This is a genomic window from Pseudomonas sp. MWU16-30317 (assembly GCF_020515695.1).
Taxonomy (GTDB): domain Bacteria; phylum Pseudomonadota; class Gammaproteobacteria; order Pseudomonadales; family Pseudomonadaceae; genus Aquipseudomonas.
On sequence record NZ_JAIWJA010000004.1, the window covers coordinates 410,687 to 430,048 of the forward strand.

Here is a 19,362-nt window from a genome sequence, read left to right on the forward strand (position 1 = left end):
GCTACCCCAGCCCATGCGCATGGACGAAACACAATTTGTTGCCCTCCGGATCGCGGCAATAGGCGCCGTAATAATCCGCGGCATAGTGCGGCCGCAATCCTGGGCCGCCCTCGTCCGTCGCGCCCATGGCCATTGCCGTTTCCCACGCCTTGCGCACCTGCTCCTGAGAGCACGCGGCGAAGCTCACCTGCGTGCCATTGCCGGCCGAGGCTGGCAGACCGTTGAAGGGCAACTGCACGTAGAACTGCGGCCAGGGTTTGCCAGGCGCGTGCCACCCGGCGCCTGGCGGCCCGCTGTCGTCTTCGTCCGGCATTCGGACCAGCCCCAGGTGCGGCAGAACCGCCGCATAAAACGCGATCATGGCGCCCAGGTCGCGTGCACCGAGCTGAATGTGGCTGAACATGGTATCTCCCGATGCTGAATGACCAGCAGTCTAGACGGTTGCCGGATCATCCCAAGTGCAAGCGAATGGCATCGCCAACGATCTTCGCCAGGCGCTCCAGGCGGCATGGTGTGGGCTATGCGGAACTGGCCACCCAAGCCGGCGCCGAACGCTCCGGCACGGCTCTGGCGATGGGCAACACGGGAGTGTTTCTGGTGCTGTTCGGCACACCGATCGTGGCATCTGCGCTGGTGGCGCATTGGGGCTGGGGGACGTTGTGGCTGGGGTGTGCAGTGTGCGGGGTAGCGGCGGCGGGGTTGTTTCCTCGGGTGGTGCGCAGCGCCAGCCCTTCGAGCGCATCGATACCGGAACCGCAAGTCGTGGGTCGCTGACGGCAGCGACAAGCTTGCGAAATGCCTGAACGGCCGCAGCAGGCCTGTACACTGAGCGCCCTACGCCTCATCCACCCTATCGAACGAATAACAATTTTTGCCCGCGCTCTTGGCCTTGTACATCGCGTGATCGGCATGCTGCATCAAGGTGCCGATGTCATCACCGTCGCGTGGGAACAGGCTGACGCCCATGCTGGCATGGATGTTCACGCTGTGGCCACCGATCAGCAACGGCAACTGCAGGCAAAGGTGCAGGCGCTGCAACAGGGTGACGATCTTCTGCGGGTCCTGGACGTTCTCGAAGAAGATCACGAATTCATCGCCGCCCAGGCGCGCCACGTTGTCGACGCCATCGCTGGCCGAGGTCAGCAGCCGCGCCACCGCCACCAGTACCTGATCGCCGAAGGCGTGGCCGTACTGATCGTTCAACTGCTTGAAATGATCCAGATCGACGAACAGCAGGGCCATTTTCTGGCCGTTGCGCCGTGCCGCCAACAGCGCTTGGTCGAGCAGCTCGAAGCAGCGTCGGCGATTGGGCAGATGGGTCAACGGATCGTGGCGGGCCAAATGTTCAAAAGCAGCGCGGCTGCGGGTGAGGTCTTCAAGCTGACTGAGGATTTCCTGCTTCATGGCCAGGAAACTGCGCGCCAACACCCCTAGCTCATCCTGCCGCGGCGCCAGGGTGCTGATCTTGCGCTCGCGAGAAAACAGCTCGACGGCGTCAGTCATCTTGCGCAGCGGGCGGATCAACGCGCGCGAGACGATAAACGCTACCAGCAACGCCAGCAGGCTGAAGAACAGCGCGATGCGGGCGATAGCGGTGCCGGCCCGTGAGGCCTGCGCCAGCACGTGGGCCTGGGGCTGGCCGAGGCCCAGCACCACGAATGGCTCGGAGTTGCGGGTGTCGTTGGACAGCCGCACAAAGGCGGCCACCAGACGATCCTCGCGAGGCTGCTCGACGCTGCGGCTGATCAGGCTATGGGCACTGGTGTCGCCCAGCAGCGTGCTCACGTCGGGAAACTCGTCCTGCAAAAACAGGCGCCGCCCCAGATCGAACCCGAACGTGCGGCGATGATCCGGATGCACCAGCAGGTCGCCCCAACGATTGGCCAGATAGACCTGATACTCGCTTGGCAGGTCGCTTTGCAGCTGGGTGAACAACTGGTCGAGGTCGACGTTGATCACCACCAGAGCGAAGATCTTGCCGTCCGCGTCTGCTACCGGCGTGCTGACATGCAGCGTCGGCTTGTCCAGCCCGGAATGCGCGCCCTGCTCGTGATTGATCACGATCGGCGAGATGCGCACCTCGCCTGGCTTCAGGCGCAGCGCCTCGAACACGTAGGAATAGTGGGCTTTTTCCTGCAGATCGGCGCCCTCGACCCGGACGATTCGCTGGCCGTCACGGTCCTCTCGCACCCATTCCAGGCCATGGTCGGTGGCGCTGATCAAGCGGATCTGCATGTAGTCCGGATGCGCGAGCAGCATCGCCCGGAACGACGCCGCCAGATCATCCTGCACGGTCGCACGCTGGCGCGGATCGCCGAGACTGCTCAGGCTCGCCAGGTGCGGGCCATTGCTCAACACCGTGGCGTCCAGCGAAATGTTGCGCAAGCTGCTGTGCAGGTTGCGCCCCAGCACCTGCGCCGAGGTCAGCAGATCGCGCTCGGCGGCCTGCAGCATCACTTCTCGTGAGTTGTTGTAGATCGAATAGCCGGCGAGCACCGTCGGCAGCACTCCGAAGACCGCCATCAGGCAGCCGAGCTTGAACGCGATACCGAACTTCATCGCACCTCCAGCAGCGGCGGTCGCTCACCGGAGACGATGCGCTGCCAGAGCGCGGCACGGCGCGCGTCGTCTTCGACCGGGCGCAGCCATATCAGGTGAACGGAGGTACTGGCGCCGTCCGGGTCCTGCAAGGTGTTGGCCAGCCCCTGGCGCTCGCTGAGCAAACGGCTGACCTGCGGCTCGAGCATGTAGTTGATCCACAGGCTCGCCAACGCCGGATCCTGTGCACCACGGCTGATGGCCCAACAGTCGAGCCAGGCCAGCGCGCCTTCGCGGGGGATGACGTAGCCGACATCCGCACCCGCATCTTGCAGCTGTTTGAGCTGCTGGCGGCCATAGTTGGCGAAGAGCAACGCCGCCTTATGGCTGCGAAACAACTCGGCGGCCTCCTCTGGCAGCGTGTAGAACGTCAGCACGTTGCGACGCAGCGCAATCAGGCGCTCGGACACCTTGGGGAAGTCCTCGGGCTTGATCTGGAACGGATCGCCGCCCAGCGACAGACTGGCCAGGGAAAAATTATGATTGCTGGTGTTGAACGCCAGGACCCGGCCCTGGAATTGCGGGTCCCACATGGCGTTGATGGAGTCCGGCGGCTGACTGAACTGCTTGCGATCGTAGATCAGGCCCATGTCCGACCACACATACGGCACCGCGTACAGCTTGCCGTTGACGCGGATATCGGGAATGCGTGAGTAGTCGCGAAACCGCGGCAGTTGCTGAGCGGTATTACTCACGCGCGAGGGCGTCAGCGGCTGCAGCAGGCCCTGATCGGCATAGTTGTGGATTTCCGCGGTATTGGCCGCGATCACATCGAAGTTGGCGCCTTTGTTCTCGCCGATCTTGCTGCGCAAGGCCTCGTCGCTGCCCACCAGGGTGATCTCGACCTTGACCTTGTAGCGCTTCTCGAAGGTCTGCACCACATCACTGTCGGCATATCCCGGCCACGTCAGGACCCGCAGCGTGCGCGGCTCTTCGGCCAGCGCCTGGGCAGCGGTCAGGAACACCAATAGGGCCAACCAGAGGGGACGCAAGTAGGGCATGGGCGGAGCTCGGGCATGCGATGGCGCCGAGTATACAGATGGCAATGTGCCGCTGCTCATTATCGTGATTTGGAGGTGGACCTTTGGTCGGATGGTCGGCTCCTCCCAGCACTTTACTCAAGCCCGACTTTTCAGGGAGCGTACGCCACCGTGACCGCCCCTTTGACGCGCCATTGGTGGGCTTCCTTGAGAAAATGCGCCGGACCACCCCGTCCGCTAGCTCCTGAAGCGCCCTGCTCTATAGAGAGAAACTGCCCGAAAACCCGCTGGGAAAGGTCCCAAGCGTAAGCAGTGCAAATGAGAAGAAATCTTAGATACCAGCTGCCGCCCGCCTACGCTTCGCACGGCTGGCCGAGGGTATAGCCTCTGGTGCTGAGCCTTCATGGCTGCCGATTCCGGCCAATTCAAAATCCAATCAGGCCTGCGGCCTCTACCCCGCCGCGCTGACCATCGCCCGCAACAACACCGCACACCCGGCGCCTAAATCCTCCGGGGTGGCGTTTTCGATTTCGTTATGGCTGATGCCTCCCTCGCAGGGCACGAAGATCATCCCGGCCGGGCCCAGTTCGGCGATGAAGATCGCATCGTGGCCGGCGCCGCTGACGATATCCATATGGCTCAAACCCAGTTGCGCGGCAGCGTCACGCACCGCATCGACGCACTCGGGGGCGAAGTCCAGCGGCGGGAAGTCGGCGGTGGGCGTCAGCACACAGGTCAAGCCATTCTGTGCGCAGGTTTCATCGATGGCCTGTCGCAACTCATCGACCATCGCCTGCAGCTTGTCGCTGTGCAGATGACGAAAATCAATGGTCATCTTCACCTCGCCGGGGATCACATTACGCGAGCCAGGGTGCAGGTTCAGGCAGCCAACGGTGCCGCAGGCATGAGGCTGACTGGCGTTGGCGATGCGGTTGACCGCAGTGACCACATGGGCGGCGCCGACCAGGGCGTCCTTGCGCAGCGACATCGGCGTCGGGCCGGCGTGGGCCTCGACGCCGCTCAGGGTCAGGTCGAACCATTTCTGCCCCAGGCAGCCCATGACCACACCGATGGTCTTGCGCTGGTCTTCGAGGATCGGGCCCTGCTCGATATGCGCTTCAAAGTAGGCGCCCACTGCATGGCCCAAAACCGGCCGCGGGCCGGCATAGCCGATGCGCTGCAGCTCATCGCCGACGCCCAGCCCTTGCTCGTCGCGCTTGGCGAGGGTCTCGGCGAGGTCGAATTTACCGGCGAAGACGCCCGAGCCCATCATGCACGGCGGGAAGCGCGAACCCTCTTCGTTGGTCCAGACCACCACTTCGATCGGCGCAGCGGTGTCGAGATCGAGGTCGTTGAGGGTGCGGATCACTTCCAGCCCAGCGAGCACACCAAAGCAGCCATCGAACTTGCCCCCGGTGGGTTGCGTGTCAATGTGGCTGCCGGTCATCACCGGTGCGCGTTGCGGGTCACTGCCGGGGCGGCGCGCGAAGATATTGCCGATGGCATCGACGCTGACCTCGCAGCCGGCTTCAGTGCACCACTGCACGAACAGGTCACGGGCCTGACGATCGAGATCGGTCAGGGCCAGACGGCACACGCCGCCCTTGACCGTAGCGCCGAGCTGGGCGAGGTCCATCAGGGACTGCCACAGGCGCTGGGTGTTGATCAGGGGGGCGCTGGTATTGAAGGGGCTGGTGGCGGTGGACAGGTTATTCATGATGGTTCTCCAATGACAGGTGTGCAGTCGTCGCCGGCCTCTTCGCGGGCAAGCCTTGCTCCCACAGTGCAAACGGATCCAGCGTTGCACCGGTGGGAGCAAGGCTTGCCCGCAAAGGCGCCCGCATGGTCACCTCAAATTCCAGCGATACGCACCGCCAGCTTGACCAAACTCAGATCACTCCCCCGCGGCCCCATCAGCGAGATCCCCAGCGGCGCGCCGTCCTTGTTGACCAGCGGCATGTTCAACTGCGGCATGCGGCACAGCACGGCGATGGCCAGCAAGTGGTGAGAGATCTGCCGGGTTTCTTCGATCTCTTCATCCTTGGCGCTCAGCAGCGGCGCGATGTCTGGCACGGTCGGCATCACCAACACCCGATTGCCCAGCAGCGCGTCCCAGCGCGCCGCGAAGGTTTCACGGAACGCACAGGCACCGTCGTACTGCTCATCGGTCACTGCCTTGGACCAGGCGAAACGTGCGGCCACGTCAGGCCCGAGGGCCAGGCCGTTGCGCTCGATGAACTCGCCTTGCGCCTCCCAGGCCTCACGTCCCTGGATATAGCGGAACGCCCAGTAGGCTTCTTTCAGGGACGGTAGTTCGCCGTCGAGTGTTTGCAGCGGGCCACCCACGGCACTGATCTGCGCCAATGCCGGGGCCAAGGCATCGATGGAAGCCGCCGGTAGCATCCCGAACAATTCGTCACTGCTCAACAGCTGCGGTTGCGCAGGCAGAGGTGCCGAGTCCTCGCCCAGCAGGCACTCGCCCACCAATCCGAAAAGCTTGGCATCGCGGGTGAAAAACCCGGCGGTGTCCATGCTCTCGCACAGCGCCTGAGTGTTTGCCAGCGAGATGCGCCCATGACTCGGGCGCAGGCCGAACAGCCCGCAGTAGCTCGCCGGCGTGCGCACCGAGCCGCCGGTGTCGCTGCCTATGGCAAAGTCGCACAAGCCGTTGGACACCGCCGAGGCCGAGCCCGACGACGATCCGCCGGGAATTCGATCATGGGCGGCGCCATTGCGCGGCGTGCCGTAGTGAGCGTTCTTGCCGCTCATGGAGAACGCCATTTCGTTGGTGTGGGCCTTGCCGATCAGTTCGGCGCCGGCATCGAGCAGGCGCTGGATGGTCGGCGCGGTCTGCGTCTTGATCCCGGACATGGCCAGCACGTGAGGATTGCCGCCGCCCGTGGGGTAGCCGGCCACGTCGAACAGGTCCTTGGCAGCAAAGGTATACCCGGCCAACGGACCGCTGGCCGCGTGGGGCACGGCGACGACGGGATAGGGCATGAAGGCAAAGGCGGAATCGGTCATGACAAGGACTCGCAAAGGGGTTGAACAGGCACCGGCTGCCAGTGGTGGCAGCTCACGCGGTGGTCGGCGATAACGGTTTCGATGGCAGGCACGGTGCTGCGGCATACATCGGTGGCCTGCGGGCAACGCGGGGCAAAGGTGCAGCCGGCCGGCAGATTGGCAAGGTCAGGGGGCGCGCCGGGGATGCTGATCATGCGCTCGCCCTTGCGCAGGCCGTCCTTGGGCCGGGTGCCCAGCAGCACCTGGGTATAGGGGTGCCGCGGGTTATCGAGCAACTCGGCCAGCCTGGCCTGTTCGACGATGCGCCCGCCGTACATCACGGCCACGCGGTCGGCCACCTCAACAGCGGCGCCGATGTCGTGAGTCACGAAAATGATCGACAGCCCCAACGCTTGCTGCAGTTCGCGCAGCAGGATCAGAATCTGGATCTGCACCGTGGCGTCCAGCGCCGTGGTCGGCTCGTCCGCCAACAGAATCTGCGGCTGACAGGCCAGCGCCAAGGCGATCATCGCGCGCTGGCGCATGCCCCCGGACATCTCGTGCGGGTAGGCGTCCAGGCGTTGTTCCGGGCTGGGAATGCGCACCCGCCGCAGCGCCGCCAGCGCCTGGCTGCGCGCCTCGGCCTTGGACAATGGCAGATGGCGGCGCAATGCCTCGATGATCTGCTGGCCGATGGTGTAGACCGGGTCCAGCGCCAGCAGCGGCTCCTGGAAAATCATCGCCGCCACCGGGCCGCGCAGGGCCTGCAACTGGCTGCGGGATAACGCCATAAGGTCCCGGCCGGCGATCTCGATCTGCCCTTCGATGCGCGTCGAGCGCTCGGAATGCAAACGCATCAAGGCGCGCAAGGTGACGCTCTTGCCCGAGCCGGATTCGCCAATCAGCGCCAGCACTTCGCCTTTGGCGACCTCCAGGCTGACGCCATTGACGGCCGACAAGGTCTGCCCCCCGCGCTTGAACCGCACCTTGAGGTCGCGCACGGCGACCATGGGTTGTTCGCTCATGCCAAGGCTCCTGTAAAGATCAACTCGGCCGTCGGGCTCTGGCTGTGCCCTGCCCCCGGCTGCACCATCAGGCACGCGGCGTAATGGCTGTCGCTGGTAACCGCCAGGGTCGGCGCGGTGTGCCCGCAGATCGCTTCGGCGTGCGGGCAACGGGTATGAAAACGACAGCCCGAAGGTGGGTCGATCGGGCTGGGTGGATCGCCCGAGAGCGGCGACACCAAGGTGCGCTGGTTCGGGTCCATGGACGGCATCGAAGTCAGCAACGCCTGGGTGTAAGGATGCTGCGCCGCCGAAAACAGCGACTCGGCGGGCCCGACTTCGACGATTTCCCCCAGGTACATGACCATGATCCGATCCGACAGATAACGCACCACGTGCAGGTCGTGGCTGATGAACACGTAGGTCAGTTGCAGACTGTCCTTGAGGTCCTGAAGCAGGTTAAGCACTTGCGCTTCGACGGACTTGTCGAGAGCCGAGACCGCTTCATCAAGGATCACCAGCCGTGGGTTCACCGCCAGGGCGCGGGCGATATTGACCCGCTGGCGCTGACCACCCGACAGCTCGTGGGCGTAGCGGCCAGCGAAGCGCCCCGGCTCCAGGCCCACACGGTCGAGCAAGTCGCGCGCCCGCTCCAGGGATTCGCGGCGGCTGACGCCATGCACCGAAGGCCCGAAGGCCACCGATTGCTCCATGGTCATGCGCGGATTGAGCGACGAGTAGCTGTCCTGAAAGACCATCTGCACCTGCCGCCGATAATCACGCAGCGGCAGTTGATGACCGCCCACCGGCATGGCATCGAACACCAGCTCGCCGCTGTCGTGGGCGATCAACTGCATCAACAGCCGCGCGGTGGTGGACTTGCCGCAACCGGACTCGCCGACCACGCCGAGGGTCTCGCCCTTGTGCACCACGAAATCGATGCCATCGACAGCGCGCACCACATTCTTTTTGCCTAACCCACCTTTCACCAGGCTCTTTGTTATAGAGAAATGCTTGACCAGTTTCTCCACCTTCAACAGGGGTTGCGCCGGACCGCCAATATCACGTTGCTTCATGCTCAGCTCCTGATCGCCATGGCCGCCCGCAAGCGGTCGGCGAGCACGTTGAATGAGATCGAGGTGATGAAGATCATCGCCCCCGGCAGCGCCGACACCAGCGGCTGGGTGTAGATCGCGGTGCGCAGCGTGTTGAGCATCAAGCCCCACTCCGGCTCTGGCGGGGTCACGCCAAGGCCGAGGAACGACAGGCCGGACGCGAGGATCATCGACACCGAAATCAACCCGGTGGTGAACACGAAGATCGGCCCCAGCACGTTGCCCAGCACCTGAGTACGGATGATGGTGAAGGCGCCCGCCCCCGAGGCCCGCGCCGCTTCGATGTAATCGCGGTTGCGCACCTGGGTGGTAACGCTCTCGGCGATCCGCGCCACTTGCGGCACGAACACCAGGGTCAGGGAGATCAGCGCATTGTTGACCCCTGCCCCCAGGGCACCGGAAAAGGCGATGGCCAGCAGCACCGACGGGAACGCGTAGAACACGTCTACGGTGCGCATGATCAGGCTGTTCAGCCAGCCACCGAAGTAGCCGGCGATCACCCCGATGGCGCCGCCGATAAAGAACGCGAAGATCACCGGGGTGATGCCCATGAACAGCGACAGCCGCGCGCCCAGCATCAGGCGCGAGAGCAAGTCCCGGCCCAGCTCGTCGGTGCCCAGCGGGAAGCCTGGCGTGCCGATCGGCTTGAGGCGTTTGAACATCGAGGTGGTGAACGGATCACCCGGCACTATCCACGGGCCCAATACCGCCAGCACCAGCAACGCCAGGATCACCAGGGCCACCGCCAGGGCAACCGGGTCGCGGCGCACGCGCCCGAACACTTCACGCCAGTAGCCTGGCGAACTCTCGACTGCTGCGATGACCGGCGCGGCCGGTCGTACCATCGACAGGTTCATGCTCAGCCCCTCTTGATACGTGGATCGAGCAGCGTCTGCAGGATGTCGACCAGCAGATTGAGCGCGACGAAAAACAAGGCCAGCACCCAGATCGTGCCCTGCAGCAACGGCAGGTCACGCTGGAAGATCGCCGAGTTGAGCAGCAGCCCGGTGCCGGGCCAGGCGAATACGGTCTCGACCAGGATCGAACCGCCCATGAGGTAGCCGATCTGCAGGCCCATGACCGCCATGGCGGTGGGCGCGGCGTTCTTCACCACATGCAGGAACAGCCCCCATTCGCCAAGGCCCTTGGCGCGCAGGCCGATGATGAATTCCTGGGAGAGGATCTCCGCCACCTGGGCGCGCACGGTGCGGGCGATGATGCCGGTGGGGATCACCGACAAGGTGATCGCCGGCAGGATCATGAACTGCAGGTGCGCCCAGTCCCATGCCCAGGCCGATTGCCCCATGGGGCCGCCACCGGTGGCGGGCAGCCAGCCCAGTTGGGAGGAGAACACGATGACCATCAGCATGCCCAGCCAGTAGTGCGGCACGCTGACGCCGATGGCCGAGAACGCCGAGGCGATCTTGTCCAGCCAGCTGTCCTGAAAGTACCCGCCGACAAAGCCGAACAGGCTGCCGAGGACGAAGCCGAGCAGGGTTGCCAGCACCGCCAGGCGCAAGGAGTAGCTGACGGCGTTGAGTACTTCGCTGGCGACCGGCCGGCCACTGGCGATGGACATGCCCAGGTCGCCATGCAGCGCGTGCCAGATCCACAGGCCGAATTGCACGGGCAAGGGTTTATCGAAGCCATAAGCCGTTACCAGTTGTTGGCGCAGGGCCTCGGAGGCATCCGGCGGCATCACCGACACCAGCGGGTCGCCGGGGGCCATGTGCACGAGCATGAAACACACCAGCGCCACGCCCAGCAGGATCGGGGTCGCCAGCAGCACGCGGCGAAAGATATAGGCAAGCATGGGCTTTCCTCTTGGGGTCGTTCACGGTTTTGCGGTGGCCTGGCGGGCCTCTTCGCGGGCAAGCCTTGCTCCCACAGAGCGAACAGTTCCAATGTCGTACATTTGTGGGAGCAAGGTTTGCCCGCGAAAGGGCCCTAAAGAGCCCCCCTCCTCCAGCAGGCTTCTCTAGTCCTGCTTGGACACCAGCGTCAGATCGATAAACCAGCTCTGCGGCTGCACCACACCGGTGACTTTCGGCGAGATGGCTCGCGGACCGACGTCGTGAGCGACGAACAGAAACGGCACTTCATCGACGATCGCCGCGTGCAATTTGCCGGAGGCCTCATCCAATGCCTTCGGATCGAAGGAATTGCGCACCTGGGTGATCAGCTTCTCGACCTGCGGCGAGGCGAAGTAGCCCCAGTTGTTGGAGACCGGCGGGAAAGCCTTCTCGCTGGAGAAGCGCACCATGCCGAAGTACGGGTCCATGACCGCCGCGCTGACGTTGATCGCGTTGGCGCCCTGGGCCGCAGGGTCCTTGGCGCCCAGGCGCCAGCCGCTGAACAGGGTGTTCCATTCGGTGACGGCGATGTCGACGTCGAAATAGCAGCTCTTGAGGCTTTGTTGGATGTATTCGTTCATCGGCAACGGCTGCATTTGCCCGGAGCCGGACGCCGAGGTCAGGACCTTGACCTTGACTGGATGGTCCTTGCTGAAGCCCGCATCGGCCATGAGTTTTTGCGCTGCCGCCTGGTCATAGTGGATCTTGAATTCAGGGTTGCCGTACCACGGCGAATCCTTCTCGTAGATGCCCGTGGCCTCCTGCATGTAGCCGCCCAGATAGGCTTTCAGCTCGCTGCGATCCAGGCACAGGTTGGCGGCCTGGCGCACGCGCTTGTCCAGCCATGGCGACCCGGGGGCGAAGGAGAACTGCCAAGGCCACAGGTGCGGCTGGCCGTTGGCGTAGATCTTGAAGCCCTTGCTTTTGATCTGGTCCATGGCATCGGGGGCCGGCGCTTCGATCCAGTCGACCTGGCCGGACAGCAACGCGGCGGTGCGAGCGTTGGCCTCAGGCAGCGGGATCAGTACCACGTGGTCGACCCGAGGGATGCGTTTCGGGTCCCAGTAGCCGGGGTTCTTGTCCAGCACCAGCTCCTGGCGCGGCACCATGCGGTCCATCTTGAACGGGCCGGTGCCCACCGAGTGGGCGGCGAAGGCAGTCCAGGCGAGCTTCGAGCGTTCGGCCGGATCGGTGGTGGTCGCCGGCACGGCGTCGAAGTCCTTCTGCCAGGCGGTCGGCGAGGCCATGAACAGGTTGGTGAGGTTGTAAGGCAGCACCGCATCCGGTTCGCTGGTGGTCAGCTCGACCGTGAGATCGTCGATCTTGTGCGCGCTGCGCAAGGTCGGCATGCGCGAGACGGTCATACCGATCTGCCCCGGTGCATATTGCGCGGCTTGCTTGTCGAGCACCTTGTTGACGTTCCACACCACCGCATCGGCGTTGAACGCGGAGCCGTCATGGAACTTCACTCCTGGGCGCAGCTTGAAGATCCACTTGGTGTGGTCGTCGGGCTTGACCGCCCATTCGGTGGCGAGGCCCGGCACCAGCGTGCTGGGTTTTTCGCCTTGGGAAAGGTCCCACTCCACCAGGGAGTCGAACATCGTGATACCGGTAAAACGATTGCCCTCGTAGCCTTGATCCGGCTGGCCGTAGGTCAATGGGATATCCGCCGCGGTCATGGCGATACGCAGAGTGCTTTCGGCCATCGCGGCCAATGGCGACAAGGCGCCGATGGCGATCGAGCAGGCCAGTGCCAGGCGGGTGAAGCGGCGTGCGCGAGTTGCTGAAGCGTGCGTCATGGCGTATGTCCCATCAGTCAGGTAAGGAGAGCTGGGAGGGTCCAAGGCAATGGCCATACCAACTTTTACCAGATGGTCTGGCGAAATATTCACCACAGCCTTTTTTCGCCTTATTTTCAGATAGATAAGTGTTTTAAAAAATCATCCCGCAAAACCACCCAAACGTTTGGGTAGTGTTGCGTGATGTTTCATGCAATCTTTTGGTACGCGGCGCTCCATAGTGGCGCAGCCGCATCGAGATGATGCTTTGACGCCCACCAGCGTGCGCAAATGGCGGCGGAAAATGCGATGCTCCCACTCAGCTTCTTGCGCTCAGGCCCACCTCATGAACAAACGCCCGGCCACGCTTCGCGGTATCGCCCAGGCACTCGACATCCATGTGTCGACGGTGTCCCGCGTGCTCAACGGCAACCTCGACCACGCCGGGCGGGCCGCGTCCAAAGAGACCATCGAGCGCATCCGCGCCCTGGCCGCCAGCCTCGATTACCAGCCCAATACCCATGCGCGCACCCTCAAGACCCGGCACAGCCACGAGATCGCCGTGCTGGTACCGCGGCTGTCGGATATCGTCCTGGCGACCATCTATGAAGGCATTGACGAAGCCGCCGGTGCCGAGCGCTATACCACCTTCGTGGCCAACACGCTGGACCTCCCGGAGCGCCAGCGCGAACGTGCCGAACGCGCCCTGGCGCGCAATGTCGCGGGCCTGATCATCAGCGATGTGCATTGCACGGCCGAGCCGGGTTTTCTGGAAGAACTGCAGGAGCGCCAGGTGCCTTTCGTGCTGGTCAGCCGCCGCCGCGGCGAGCATTGCTCGGTCACCTCGGACGACGAAATGGGGGGCCGCCTGGCCGCCGAGCATCTGTACTCCCAAGGCCATACCCGGGTTGCCGTGATCGCCGGCGAGCCGCACAGCAGCAACGCGCGGGACCGCACCGCAAGTTTCGTGGCGTATTACCGCGAACGCGGCATAGAGATCGGCGCCGAGCGCATCATCCCCGGCCACTTCGACACCGAGGCCGGGTTCAGCATCGGCGAACGCTTGCTCGCCCATCCACAGCCACCGACGGCGATCTTCGCCGTCAACGACTTTCTGGCGATCGGTCTGTTCGGCGCGATGCGCCATCGCGGCCTGGTGGCCGCCCGCGACATCGCCGTGGTCGGCTACAACGACACGCCCCTGGCAGCCCACCTGCAACTGACCAGCATCAGCACCAGCATGCACGCGCAGGGAATGCGCGCGGTGGAAACCCTGCTCATGCGCATCAAGGGTGAGCCGGTGCAGTCACATCGGTTTCCGGCGGCGTTGATTGTGCGGGACAGTAGTGTGTGTTCGCCCTGAGGCTCGGCGGCCTCCTCGCCGCCGCCCGTCACTCGACCTTCATTCAGGCACGATCGGCAACGCCCGTTTGTGCGCCGTCTTGAGATACGCCGCTTCGATGATCGCCACCGCCCCCGCTGGCAGCGGATTGCCTAGCAGATAGTTGTCGATGTCAGCGTAGGTGCAGCCGTAGGCCACCTCGTCCAGCTTGCCCGGCACTAGCTCTTCAAGGTCCGCCGTGGGCGGCTTGCCGACTAGTTGCGCGGGCGCGCCCAAGGTCTCGGCCAACAGCCGTACCTGGCCTTTAGTCAGCCCCGACAGCGGCGCCAGGTCACAGGCGCCATCGCCGAACTTGGTGAAAAAGCCCATCACCGCTTCCGCACCGTGGTCAGTGCCGACCACCAAGGCGCCGACGAAGTTGGCGATGGCGTATTGCGCCAGCATCCGGCTGCGGGCCTTGACGTTGCCCTTGGCGAAGTCGGTGAGCTCGGCGCTCGGCTGCAGGCCGTCGAGGTGGATATTGGCCATCAGGCCATCCACTGCGTCGGCAATATTGACGGTGGTTACCGCGTCGGCCTGGATGAACTGCAGCGCCAGCTGCGCATCCTGCTCGTCGGCCTGGGTCTTGTAGGGCAGGCGCACCGCGACGAACTTGACCGCGTGCCCCTCGCCGCGCAACTGCTCGACCGCCAACTGGCACAGGCGCCCCGCCGTCGATGAATCGACCCCGCCGCTGATGCCCAGCACCAACGCCTTGGCGCCGGAGTCGAGCAGCACGCCCTTGATGAATTCGACTCGGCGGGTGATCTCGGTGCGGGCAGTGGCGGTATCGATGATGCTTGGATCGATACCCAGTGCGGCCTGGATGTCGGCTTGCAGACGGGTTTGAATGTTCATCACTTGGCTCCCTGGTCGTTGACGGTGTCGACGCCGAACACGCTGGCGGCGTAGCGCAAAAAGCTTGGGTCTTCGCAGACGTTCTTGATCGGATCGTCGGAGAACTTCACTACCGGCTGGCCGTGCACCTTGACCAGCTTCATGACGATGCTCAGCGGCTCGACGCCTTCGACGTCGCAGGCCAGATTGGTGCCGATGCCGAAACCCGCGCGGGCGCGGCCACCGACGTGGCGGAAAATATTCAGCGCCTTCTCGAAATTCAGGCTGTCGGAGAACATCAATTCCTTGCTCCTGGGGTCGATGCGCAGCGCCTCGTAACGGGCGATGACCTTGTCGGCCCACACGCACGGATCACCCGAATCCTGGCGCAAGCCGTCATAAAGTTTGGCGAAGTAGAGGTCGAAGGTCTTGAGGAAAAAGTCCGTCGAGATGCAATCGGTCAACGCGATGCCCAGGCGCCCGCGGTACTCCTGTACCCAGCGTTCCAGGGCCATGCTCTGGCTCTGATCGAGGCGCGTCAGCTGCTGGTGGACCATTAGCCATTCGTGGGCCATGGTGCCGATCAGCGGCAGGTTGAATTCATAGGCCAACTGCGCGTTGGAGGTGCCGACGAACACCCCGGGGAAGTCGCGCTGCATCACGCTGACCACTTCACGCTGAGCGGCGAACGACAAACGCCGGCGGGTGGAGAAGTCAGACACCCGCAACTGCGACAGCTCCTCTTTGGAGGCGTTTTTCTCCAGCCATTCGAACTTCTGATAGAGCCGATCGCGCACTTGGCTCAAGGTCGCATCCGGGTAGCGATGGCGATTGCGCAGCTCGCTGACGGTGGCCAGGATCGGCATTTCGAACAGGATGCAGTGCAGCATCGGGCCGCGCACGCGGATGGCTAACTGGCCGTCCTCGACACCGATGTGCACGTAGCTGAACTTGAAGCGGAACAGCCCCAGAAAGCGCTGAAAATCAGGCGTCAGGTATTCACGAAAGCGCGCATCGAACAAGAACCGCAGCTCGTCATCGCGCATCTCGAGGCTGACCAGACTTTCGAGCTGCTCGCGCAGGTCCGGAATCAGATGCGTCAAGTCTTCCCTGGAGCGAACGATGAACTTGTACTCGACCTCGACGTTCGGCAATTGGTGCAGCACGGCCTGCATCATCGAGAACTTGTAGAAGTCGTTGTCCAGCAGGCTGTTGATGATCCGTGGTTGTTCGTTGTATGCGCTTTCCATGATGCCGTTACTCCTGAGTGGCCGCGATCAACGCCGGTTGATCGCTGATGACCTGAATCCCTGCTTGCTGCATCGCCGCCAGCGCGTCGATGCCACCCTGTTCACTGATACCGCGGCAGGCAGGCAAGTACAGCAGCACCGCAAACCCCGCTGAGGCCAGTTGCAGGGCCGTGGTCTTGACGCAAAAGTCCAAAGCCAAACCGCCAACGATCACGCGTTCGATGTCCTTGGCCTTGAGGAACTCGATGACACCCGTGGACAGCTTGTTGTCCAGATCGTGGTAGCAGGCGCCGTAAGGATGCAGATCCGGCTCCACGCCCTTCCACACGAAGTAGTCGTAGTCATAGGGAGTGGGTAATTCGTCCAGCAGGGTGAAGCCTTCGGTGCCCGGTACGCAGTGGCTGACCCAGGTGAGGTCGGCATGCTTGAGGCCGGTGGGCTGGAGCATGTTCTCGTGGCCGGTCACGAGCCAGGCGGGATTGCTGGCGTGGGCGTCCTTGCTGCCGACCCGTAGGCTGGCGAAACGAGCCATGAAGTTCAGCTCGCTGCCGATCTGCTCGCCACCTGCCACCGGCAGCTCGTCAGGGCACAGCGGGGTGAAGGACTTCTGCGCATCGACATCGAATGACGCGGTGGTGCGTTTGCTTAGAGTCATATCGTGTTCCTCCGTTGCCTGACTACAAAGTACACGTGATGTACCGTTATATCAACACTCGTCAAAAAACAATTAAAATTACTCTGCCAAAGGTGTAGCAAGGAGGCTTTCGAATTGCATACATGGTATCCGTCATGTACTTTTACCCCAAAGGAGAATTCTCGACATGCCCCAGACCGCACTCGAACACGGCAAGAGAATGGACTACCTGCACACCATCGACATGGTCGTGCTGCATTATTGCCGCAAGACCCAGGCCATCCAGGTATTGCTCAACCGCCGCCAGCAAGCCCCCTTCGCTGACAGCTGGGCGCTGCCGGGGCTGGTGCTCAACGGCAGTGTGCGCGATGTGACCATGGACGAAGGCGTGCAGCGCCTGGTGGCATCGAGCAAGATCGGCCTGGCACTCGACTATATCGAGCAGGTCGCCACCGTCGGCGATGCCTACCGAGATCCGCGCTGCTGGTCGTCCTCGACCATCTATCTGGCGATTCTGGCCCAGCCAGCCGCCTTGAGCGACGAGCAGAAATTTGTGTCGCTCAAGTCCCTGGAAAGCCGCGAGACGCGCCTGCCTTTCGATCACAACGAGCTGGTCGACAAGGTTCGCGAGCGGTTGTATTCGAAGTCGCTGTACACCAGCTTGCCGTTGCTGTTTCTGGGGCAGGAATTCAGTGCGCCGGAGGCGACGACGGTGTATTCGGTGGTACTGGGGCGGCCGGTGCTCAAGACCAGCATTCGCCAGCGGTTGTTGAAGCTGGTGGATGAGGGGTTTATCGCTGAGACCGGGCGCAAGAAATCCGGCGAGGGGATCAAGGCGCAGGCCACGGTGGAGAATCGGCGGCCGGGAGAGGTGTTCTATTTTGATCGTTCATTCGCCTGAACCCGGATGCCCCGCGACCGGCGCTTGCTCAGCCATCAACTCGGTAACCCACTCGATAAACACCCGCACCTTGCTGCTGATAGGGCGATTCGGTGGAAACGCGACGCACAACGGCAACAACGCGCTGCTGAAGGGCACTGGACCAGTCCCCATACGCTAGCGCACGTGTGAATCAGCGGGACGAGCCCGTACTACCCAGGGTCTCCCCACCCAGCAGCTCGATAAACCGCTGTACATTCGCACGCTTGCGCTTATCCGCCGGGACGAAAGCGCAATAGGCATGCCCCAACGGCAACGAAGCAGCCGACAACGCCAACAGCCGCCCCGCTTCGAGATCCGCCTGCGCCAACAGTTTCTGCCCCAAGGCAATCCCGCAGCCCAGCCGCGCCAAGGTAATCGACAGGCTCGACAACCCCGATCTGCGCCCCTGCGCCGGGTCCGGCGCTGGCTGTCCAACTTGCTGGGCATACCACTCGCTCCAAGTCGGATGCGACGCGTAATTGGGCCCCCACTGCGTATGGATGAACAGACTTTCGTGCACTTGGGACAGATCGAACGTCGGATTGCCATGGCGATACCAGAGTTCCGGCGCACAGAGCGGCACTACCTGATCATGGAATAGCGCAATGGCGGTCAACGACGGGTAGTGATAATCGCCGTAGCTGACGCGGATATCCACGTCATGCCGCGCCAGGTCGACCGGATCATCTTCCACCCGCACGTCAACCGACAACTGCGGGTAGATCTCCAGCAGGCTGGCCAGCTTGGGCGCCAGCCAGCCCTCGGCCAAGGAGAACGGCACGCTGACGATCAGCCGCGTGCGCATCTCACCCTCGAGAATGCGCGTGGTCATGGTCGCGATTTCGTCCAGCGCGCGCGAAGTCTGCGGATAGATCGCCAGGCCGGCGTCGGTCAGCGACAGGCGATTACCGTTGCGCATGAACAGCTTCTTGCCAAAATACTCCTCCAGATGACGCACCTGCTGGCTGACCGCTGCCGCCGATACGCCCAGCTCCCGGCCGGCCATGGCGAAGCTGCCCAGGCGGGCGGCCACTTCGAAAGTCCTGACGGCATTGAGCGGCGGTAGTCGTTTCAAGAAAAAAGCCTCCCTAAGTTTTACTGTAGGGAGCCTAACAATTTGTAGCATTGATGCGAAGTTTTTTGCGGGTTAGCTTGAAGGCTCAACCATTGGAGCCGACGCAATGAACAACGTCATCGATCTGCAACGTTACCCGCTGGACCGGGAGGGGACTGAAGAATGGACCGCTTTGGTCCATAGGGCACGTGAGGATCTGCAACGCGACGGCATGTTCAGCCTCGAAGGCTTCGTGCTCGCCGAACAGGTGCAACGGGCCGCAGCGCAGATTCAGCCGATCATGGCCAGCCAGTCCCATACCCACAAGCGCTCGCACAACATCTACTTCAAGCCGCAGATTCCCGAGCTGCCTGCCGACCACCCTGCCCTTCGCAGTGTCGAGACCGTCAGCCACACCCTGTGCGCCGATCAGTTGCAAGACACCTTGGTCACCGCCGTATACGAATATCCCGGGCTGGTCGCCTTCTTGGCCGCGGTCATGGAAAAAACCGCGCTGCACGTCATGACCGACCCTTTGGCGCGGGTCAACGTGATGAGCTATCGCCAGGGCGAAACCCTGAACTGGCACTTCGACCGCTCGGAATTCACTACTACCCTGCTCCTGCAGGCACCCGACCAAGGCGGGGAATTCCAGTACCGCAGTGACTTGCGCAGCAACGACGACCCCAACTACGCAGGCGTCGCGCAGTTGCTCGAGGGGCACGATCCAAAGGTGCAGTCGCTGCAACTACAAGCCGGCACCCTGAATGTGTTCCGCGGCAAAAATACCGCGCACCGGGTCACCCCCGTGCGCGGCCAGCGTGAACGCATGGTGGCGGTGTTTTCCTACTACGAAAAACCGGGGGTGATGTTCACCGCCGAAGAGCAGATCGGCTTCTACGGTCGGGCGTCCTGAACCCACACATAACGCGTCAACCACAATAAAAAGGATC

The 19,362-nt window shown here is 63.2% G+C and carries 18 protein-coding genes and 1 pseudogene; 4 read left to right on the top strand and 15 right to left on the bottom strand.

Annotated elements, in window-relative coordinates; genetic code table 11:
- Position 1: 1 nt before the first annotated feature.
- Positions 2–403, bottom strand: coding sequence for a VOC family protein (locus tag LIX93_RS14715; protein WP_226504787.1), 402 nt, complete (start codon positions 401–403; stop codon positions 2–4).
- A 65-nt stretch (positions 404–468) separates the two neighbouring features.
- On the opposite strand from LIX93_RS14715, the gene LIX93_RS14720 reads away from it, so the two are divergent.
- Complete coding sequence (locus LIX93_RS14720; protein ID WP_226504788.1) at positions 469–774, top strand: hypothetical protein; 306 nt, start codon at positions 469–471, stop codon at positions 772–774.
- A gap of 60 nt (positions 775–834) precedes the next feature.
- On the opposite strand, the gene LIX93_RS14725 is transcribed toward LIX93_RS14720, so the two are convergent.
- The 9 genes from LIX93_RS14725 to LIX93_RS14765 form a co-directional block, all read right to left on the bottom strand.
- Positions 835–2,559, bottom strand: a complete 1,725-nt coding sequence (locus tag LIX93_RS14725; RefSeq protein WP_226504789.1) for a GGDEF domain-containing protein — start codon at positions 2,557–2,559, stop codon at positions 835–837.
- Positions 2,556–3,599, bottom strand: coding sequence for an extracellular solute-binding protein (locus LIX93_RS14730; RefSeq protein WP_226504790.1), 1,044 nt, complete (start codon positions 3,597–3,599; stop codon positions 2,556–2,558). Before LIX93_RS14730 ends, LIX93_RS14725 begins: the two co-directional genes overlap by 4 nt.
- A 430-nt stretch (positions 3,600–4,029) precedes the next feature.
- Complete coding sequence (locus LIX93_RS14735; protein WP_226504791.1) at positions 4,030–5,295, bottom strand: Zn-dependent hydrolase; 1,266 nt, start codon at positions 5,293–5,295, stop codon at positions 4,030–4,032.
- Between the two features lie 134 nt (positions 5,296–5,429).
- On the bottom strand, positions 5,430–6,602 hold the full coding sequence (locus LIX93_RS14740) for an amidase (protein ID WP_226504792.1): 1,173 nt from the start codon (positions 6,600–6,602) through the stop codon (positions 5,430–5,432).
- On the bottom strand, positions 6,599–7,591 hold the full coding sequence (locus LIX93_RS14745; protein WP_346015223.1) for an ABC transporter ATP-binding protein: 993 nt from the start codon (positions 7,589–7,591) through the stop codon (positions 6,599–6,601). Before LIX93_RS14745 ends, LIX93_RS14740 begins: the two co-directional genes overlap by 4 nt.
- Before the next feature lie 11 nt (positions 7,592–7,602).
- A complete protein-coding gene (locus tag LIX93_RS14750) occupies positions 7,603–8,661 on the bottom strand; it encodes an oligopeptide/dipeptide ABC transporter ATP-binding protein (RefSeq protein WP_226504794.1) in 1,059 nt (352 codons plus the stop codon).
- Between the two features lie 2 nt (positions 8,662–8,663).
- Positions 8,664–9,557, bottom strand: coding sequence for an ABC transporter permease (locus tag LIX93_RS14755; RefSeq protein WP_226504795.1), 894 nt, complete (start codon positions 9,555–9,557; stop codon positions 8,664–8,666).
- A 2-nt stretch (positions 9,558–9,559) separates the two neighbouring features.
- Complete coding sequence (locus tag LIX93_RS14760) at positions 9,560–10,513, bottom strand: ABC transporter permease (protein ID WP_226504796.1); 954 nt, start codon at positions 10,511–10,513, stop codon at positions 9,560–9,562.
- 165 nt (positions 10,514–10,678) lie between these two features.
- A complete protein-coding gene (locus tag LIX93_RS14765) occupies positions 10,679–12,352 on the bottom strand; it encodes an ABC transporter substrate-binding protein (protein ID WP_226504797.1) in 1,674 nt (557 codons plus the stop codon).
- A gap of 325 nt (positions 12,353–12,677) precedes the next feature.
- Between LIX93_RS14765 and LIX93_RS14770 the strand changes: the two genes are divergently transcribed.
- Positions 12,678–13,694, top strand: a complete 1,017-nt coding sequence (locus tag LIX93_RS14770) for a substrate-binding domain-containing protein (protein WP_226504798.1) — start codon at positions 12,678–12,680, stop codon at positions 13,692–13,694.
- A gap of 39 nt (positions 13,695–13,733) precedes the next feature.
- Here the strand turns inward: LIX93_RS14770 and nadE are convergent, their stop codons facing one another.
- From nadE to LIX93_RS14785, 3 genes are read right to left on the bottom strand one after another with little or no spacing between them, the layout of a single operon-like run.
- Positions 13,734–14,570, bottom strand: coding sequence for an ammonia-dependent NAD(+) synthetase (nadE, locus tag LIX93_RS14775; RefSeq protein ID WP_226504799.1), 837 nt, complete (start codon positions 14,568–14,570; stop codon positions 13,734–13,736).
- Positions 14,570–15,799, bottom strand: coding sequence for a nicotinate phosphoribosyltransferase (gene pncB / locus LIX93_RS14780; protein ID WP_226504800.1), 1,230 nt, complete (start codon positions 15,797–15,799; stop codon positions 14,570–14,572). The genes nadE and pncB overlap by 1 nt, the downstream gene beginning before the upstream one ends.
- Before the next feature lie 7 nt (positions 15,800–15,806).
- Complete coding sequence (locus LIX93_RS14785) at positions 15,807–16,454, bottom strand: nicotinamidase (protein ID WP_226504801.1); 648 nt, start codon at positions 16,452–16,454, stop codon at positions 15,807–15,809.
- Between the two features lie 166 nt (positions 16,455–16,620).
- Here LIX93_RS14785 and LIX93_RS14790 point away from each other — a divergent pair, with 166 nt between their 5' ends.
- Positions 16,621–17,334, top strand: a complete 714-nt coding sequence (locus tag LIX93_RS14790; protein WP_226504802.1) for an NUDIX hydrolase — start codon at positions 16,621–16,623, stop codon at positions 17,332–17,334.
- Here the strand turns inward: LIX93_RS14790 and LIX93_RS14795 are convergent.
- Together LIX93_RS14795 and LIX93_RS14800 are read right to left on the bottom strand one after the other, a co-directional pair.
- Positions 17,323–17,451 (bottom strand): annotated as a pseudogene (locus LIX93_RS14795) (LysR family transcriptional regulator); the annotation flags it as partial. The gene LIX93_RS14790 and the pseudogene LIX93_RS14795 overlap by 12 nt on opposite strands.
- 55 nt (positions 17,452–17,506) lie before the next feature.
- On the bottom strand, positions 17,507–18,430 hold the full coding sequence (locus tag LIX93_RS14800; RefSeq protein ID WP_226504803.1) for a LysR substrate-binding domain-containing protein: 924 nt from the start codon (positions 18,428–18,430) through the stop codon (positions 17,507–17,509).
- 106 nt (positions 18,431–18,536) lie between these two features.
- On the opposite strand from LIX93_RS14800, the gene LIX93_RS14805 reads away from it, so the two are divergent.
- A complete protein-coding gene (locus LIX93_RS14805) occupies positions 18,537–19,325 on the top strand; it encodes a 2OG-Fe(II) oxygenase (protein ID WP_226504804.1) in 789 nt (262 codons plus the stop codon).
- Positions 19,326–19,362: the final 37 nt, after the last annotated feature.

Excerpts from the sequence above, each read along its gene's own strand:
- LIX93_RS14715 (WP_226504787.1), bottom strand. The coding sequence starts at position 403 with ATGTTCAGCCACATTCAGCTCGGTGCACGCGACCTGGGCGCCATGATC.
- LIX93_RS14720 (WP_226504788.1), top strand. The coding sequence starts at position 469 with ATGGCATCGCCAACGATCTTCGCCAGGCGCTCCAGGCGGCATGGTGTG.
- LIX93_RS14725 (WP_226504789.1), bottom strand. The coding sequence starts at position 2,559 with ATGAAGTTCGGTATCGCGTTCAAGCTCGGCTGCCTGATGGCGGTCTTC.
- LIX93_RS14730 (WP_226504790.1), bottom strand. The coding sequence starts at position 3,599 with ATGCCCTACTTGCGTCCCCTCTGGTTGGCCCTATTGGTGTTCCTGACC.
- LIX93_RS14735 (WP_226504791.1), bottom strand. The coding sequence starts at position 5,295 with ATGAATAACCTGTCCACCGCCACCAGCCCCTTCAATACCAGCGCCCCC.
- LIX93_RS14740 (WP_226504792.1), bottom strand. The coding sequence starts at position 6,602 with ATGACCGATTCCGCCTTTGCCTTCATGCCCTATCCCGTCGTCGCCGTG.
- LIX93_RS14745 (WP_346015223.1), bottom strand. The coding sequence starts at position 7,591 with ATGGTCGCCGTGCGCGACCTCAAGGTGCGGTTCAAGCGCGGGGGGCAG.
- LIX93_RS14750 (WP_226504794.1), bottom strand. The coding sequence starts at position 8,661 with ATGAAGCAACGTGATATTGGCGGTCCGGCGCAACCCCTGTTGAAGGTG.
- LIX93_RS14755 (WP_226504795.1), bottom strand. The coding sequence starts at position 9,557 with ATGAACCTGTCGATGGTACGACCGGCCGCGCCGGTCATCGCAGCAGTC.
- LIX93_RS14760 (WP_226504796.1), bottom strand. The coding sequence starts at position 10,513 with ATGCTTGCCTATATCTTTCGCCGCGTGCTGCTGGCGACCCCGATCCTG.
- LIX93_RS14765 (WP_226504797.1), bottom strand. The coding sequence starts at position 12,352 with ATGACGCACGCTTCAGCAACTCGCGCACGCCGCTTCACCCGCCTGGCA.
- LIX93_RS14770 (WP_226504798.1), top strand. The coding sequence starts at position 12,678 with ATGAACAAACGCCCGGCCACGCTTCGCGGTATCGCCCAGGCACTCGAC.
- nadE (WP_226504799.1), bottom strand. The coding sequence starts at position 14,570 with ATGAACATTCAAACCCGTCTGCAAGCCGACATCCAGGCCGCACTGGGT.
- pncB (WP_226504800.1), bottom strand. The coding sequence starts at position 15,799 with ATGGAAAGCGCATACAACGAACAACCACGGATCATCAACAGCCTGCTG.
- LIX93_RS14785 (WP_226504801.1), bottom strand. The coding sequence starts at position 16,454 with ATGACTCTAAGCAAACGCACCACCGCGTCATTCGATGTCGATGCGCAG.
- LIX93_RS14790 (WP_226504802.1), top strand. The coding sequence starts at position 16,621 with ATGCCCCAGACCGCACTCGAACACGGCAAGAGAATGGACTACCTGCAC.
- LIX93_RS14805 (WP_226504804.1), top strand. The coding sequence starts at position 18,537 with ATGAACAACGTCATCGATCTGCAACGTTACCCGCTGGACCGGGAGGGG.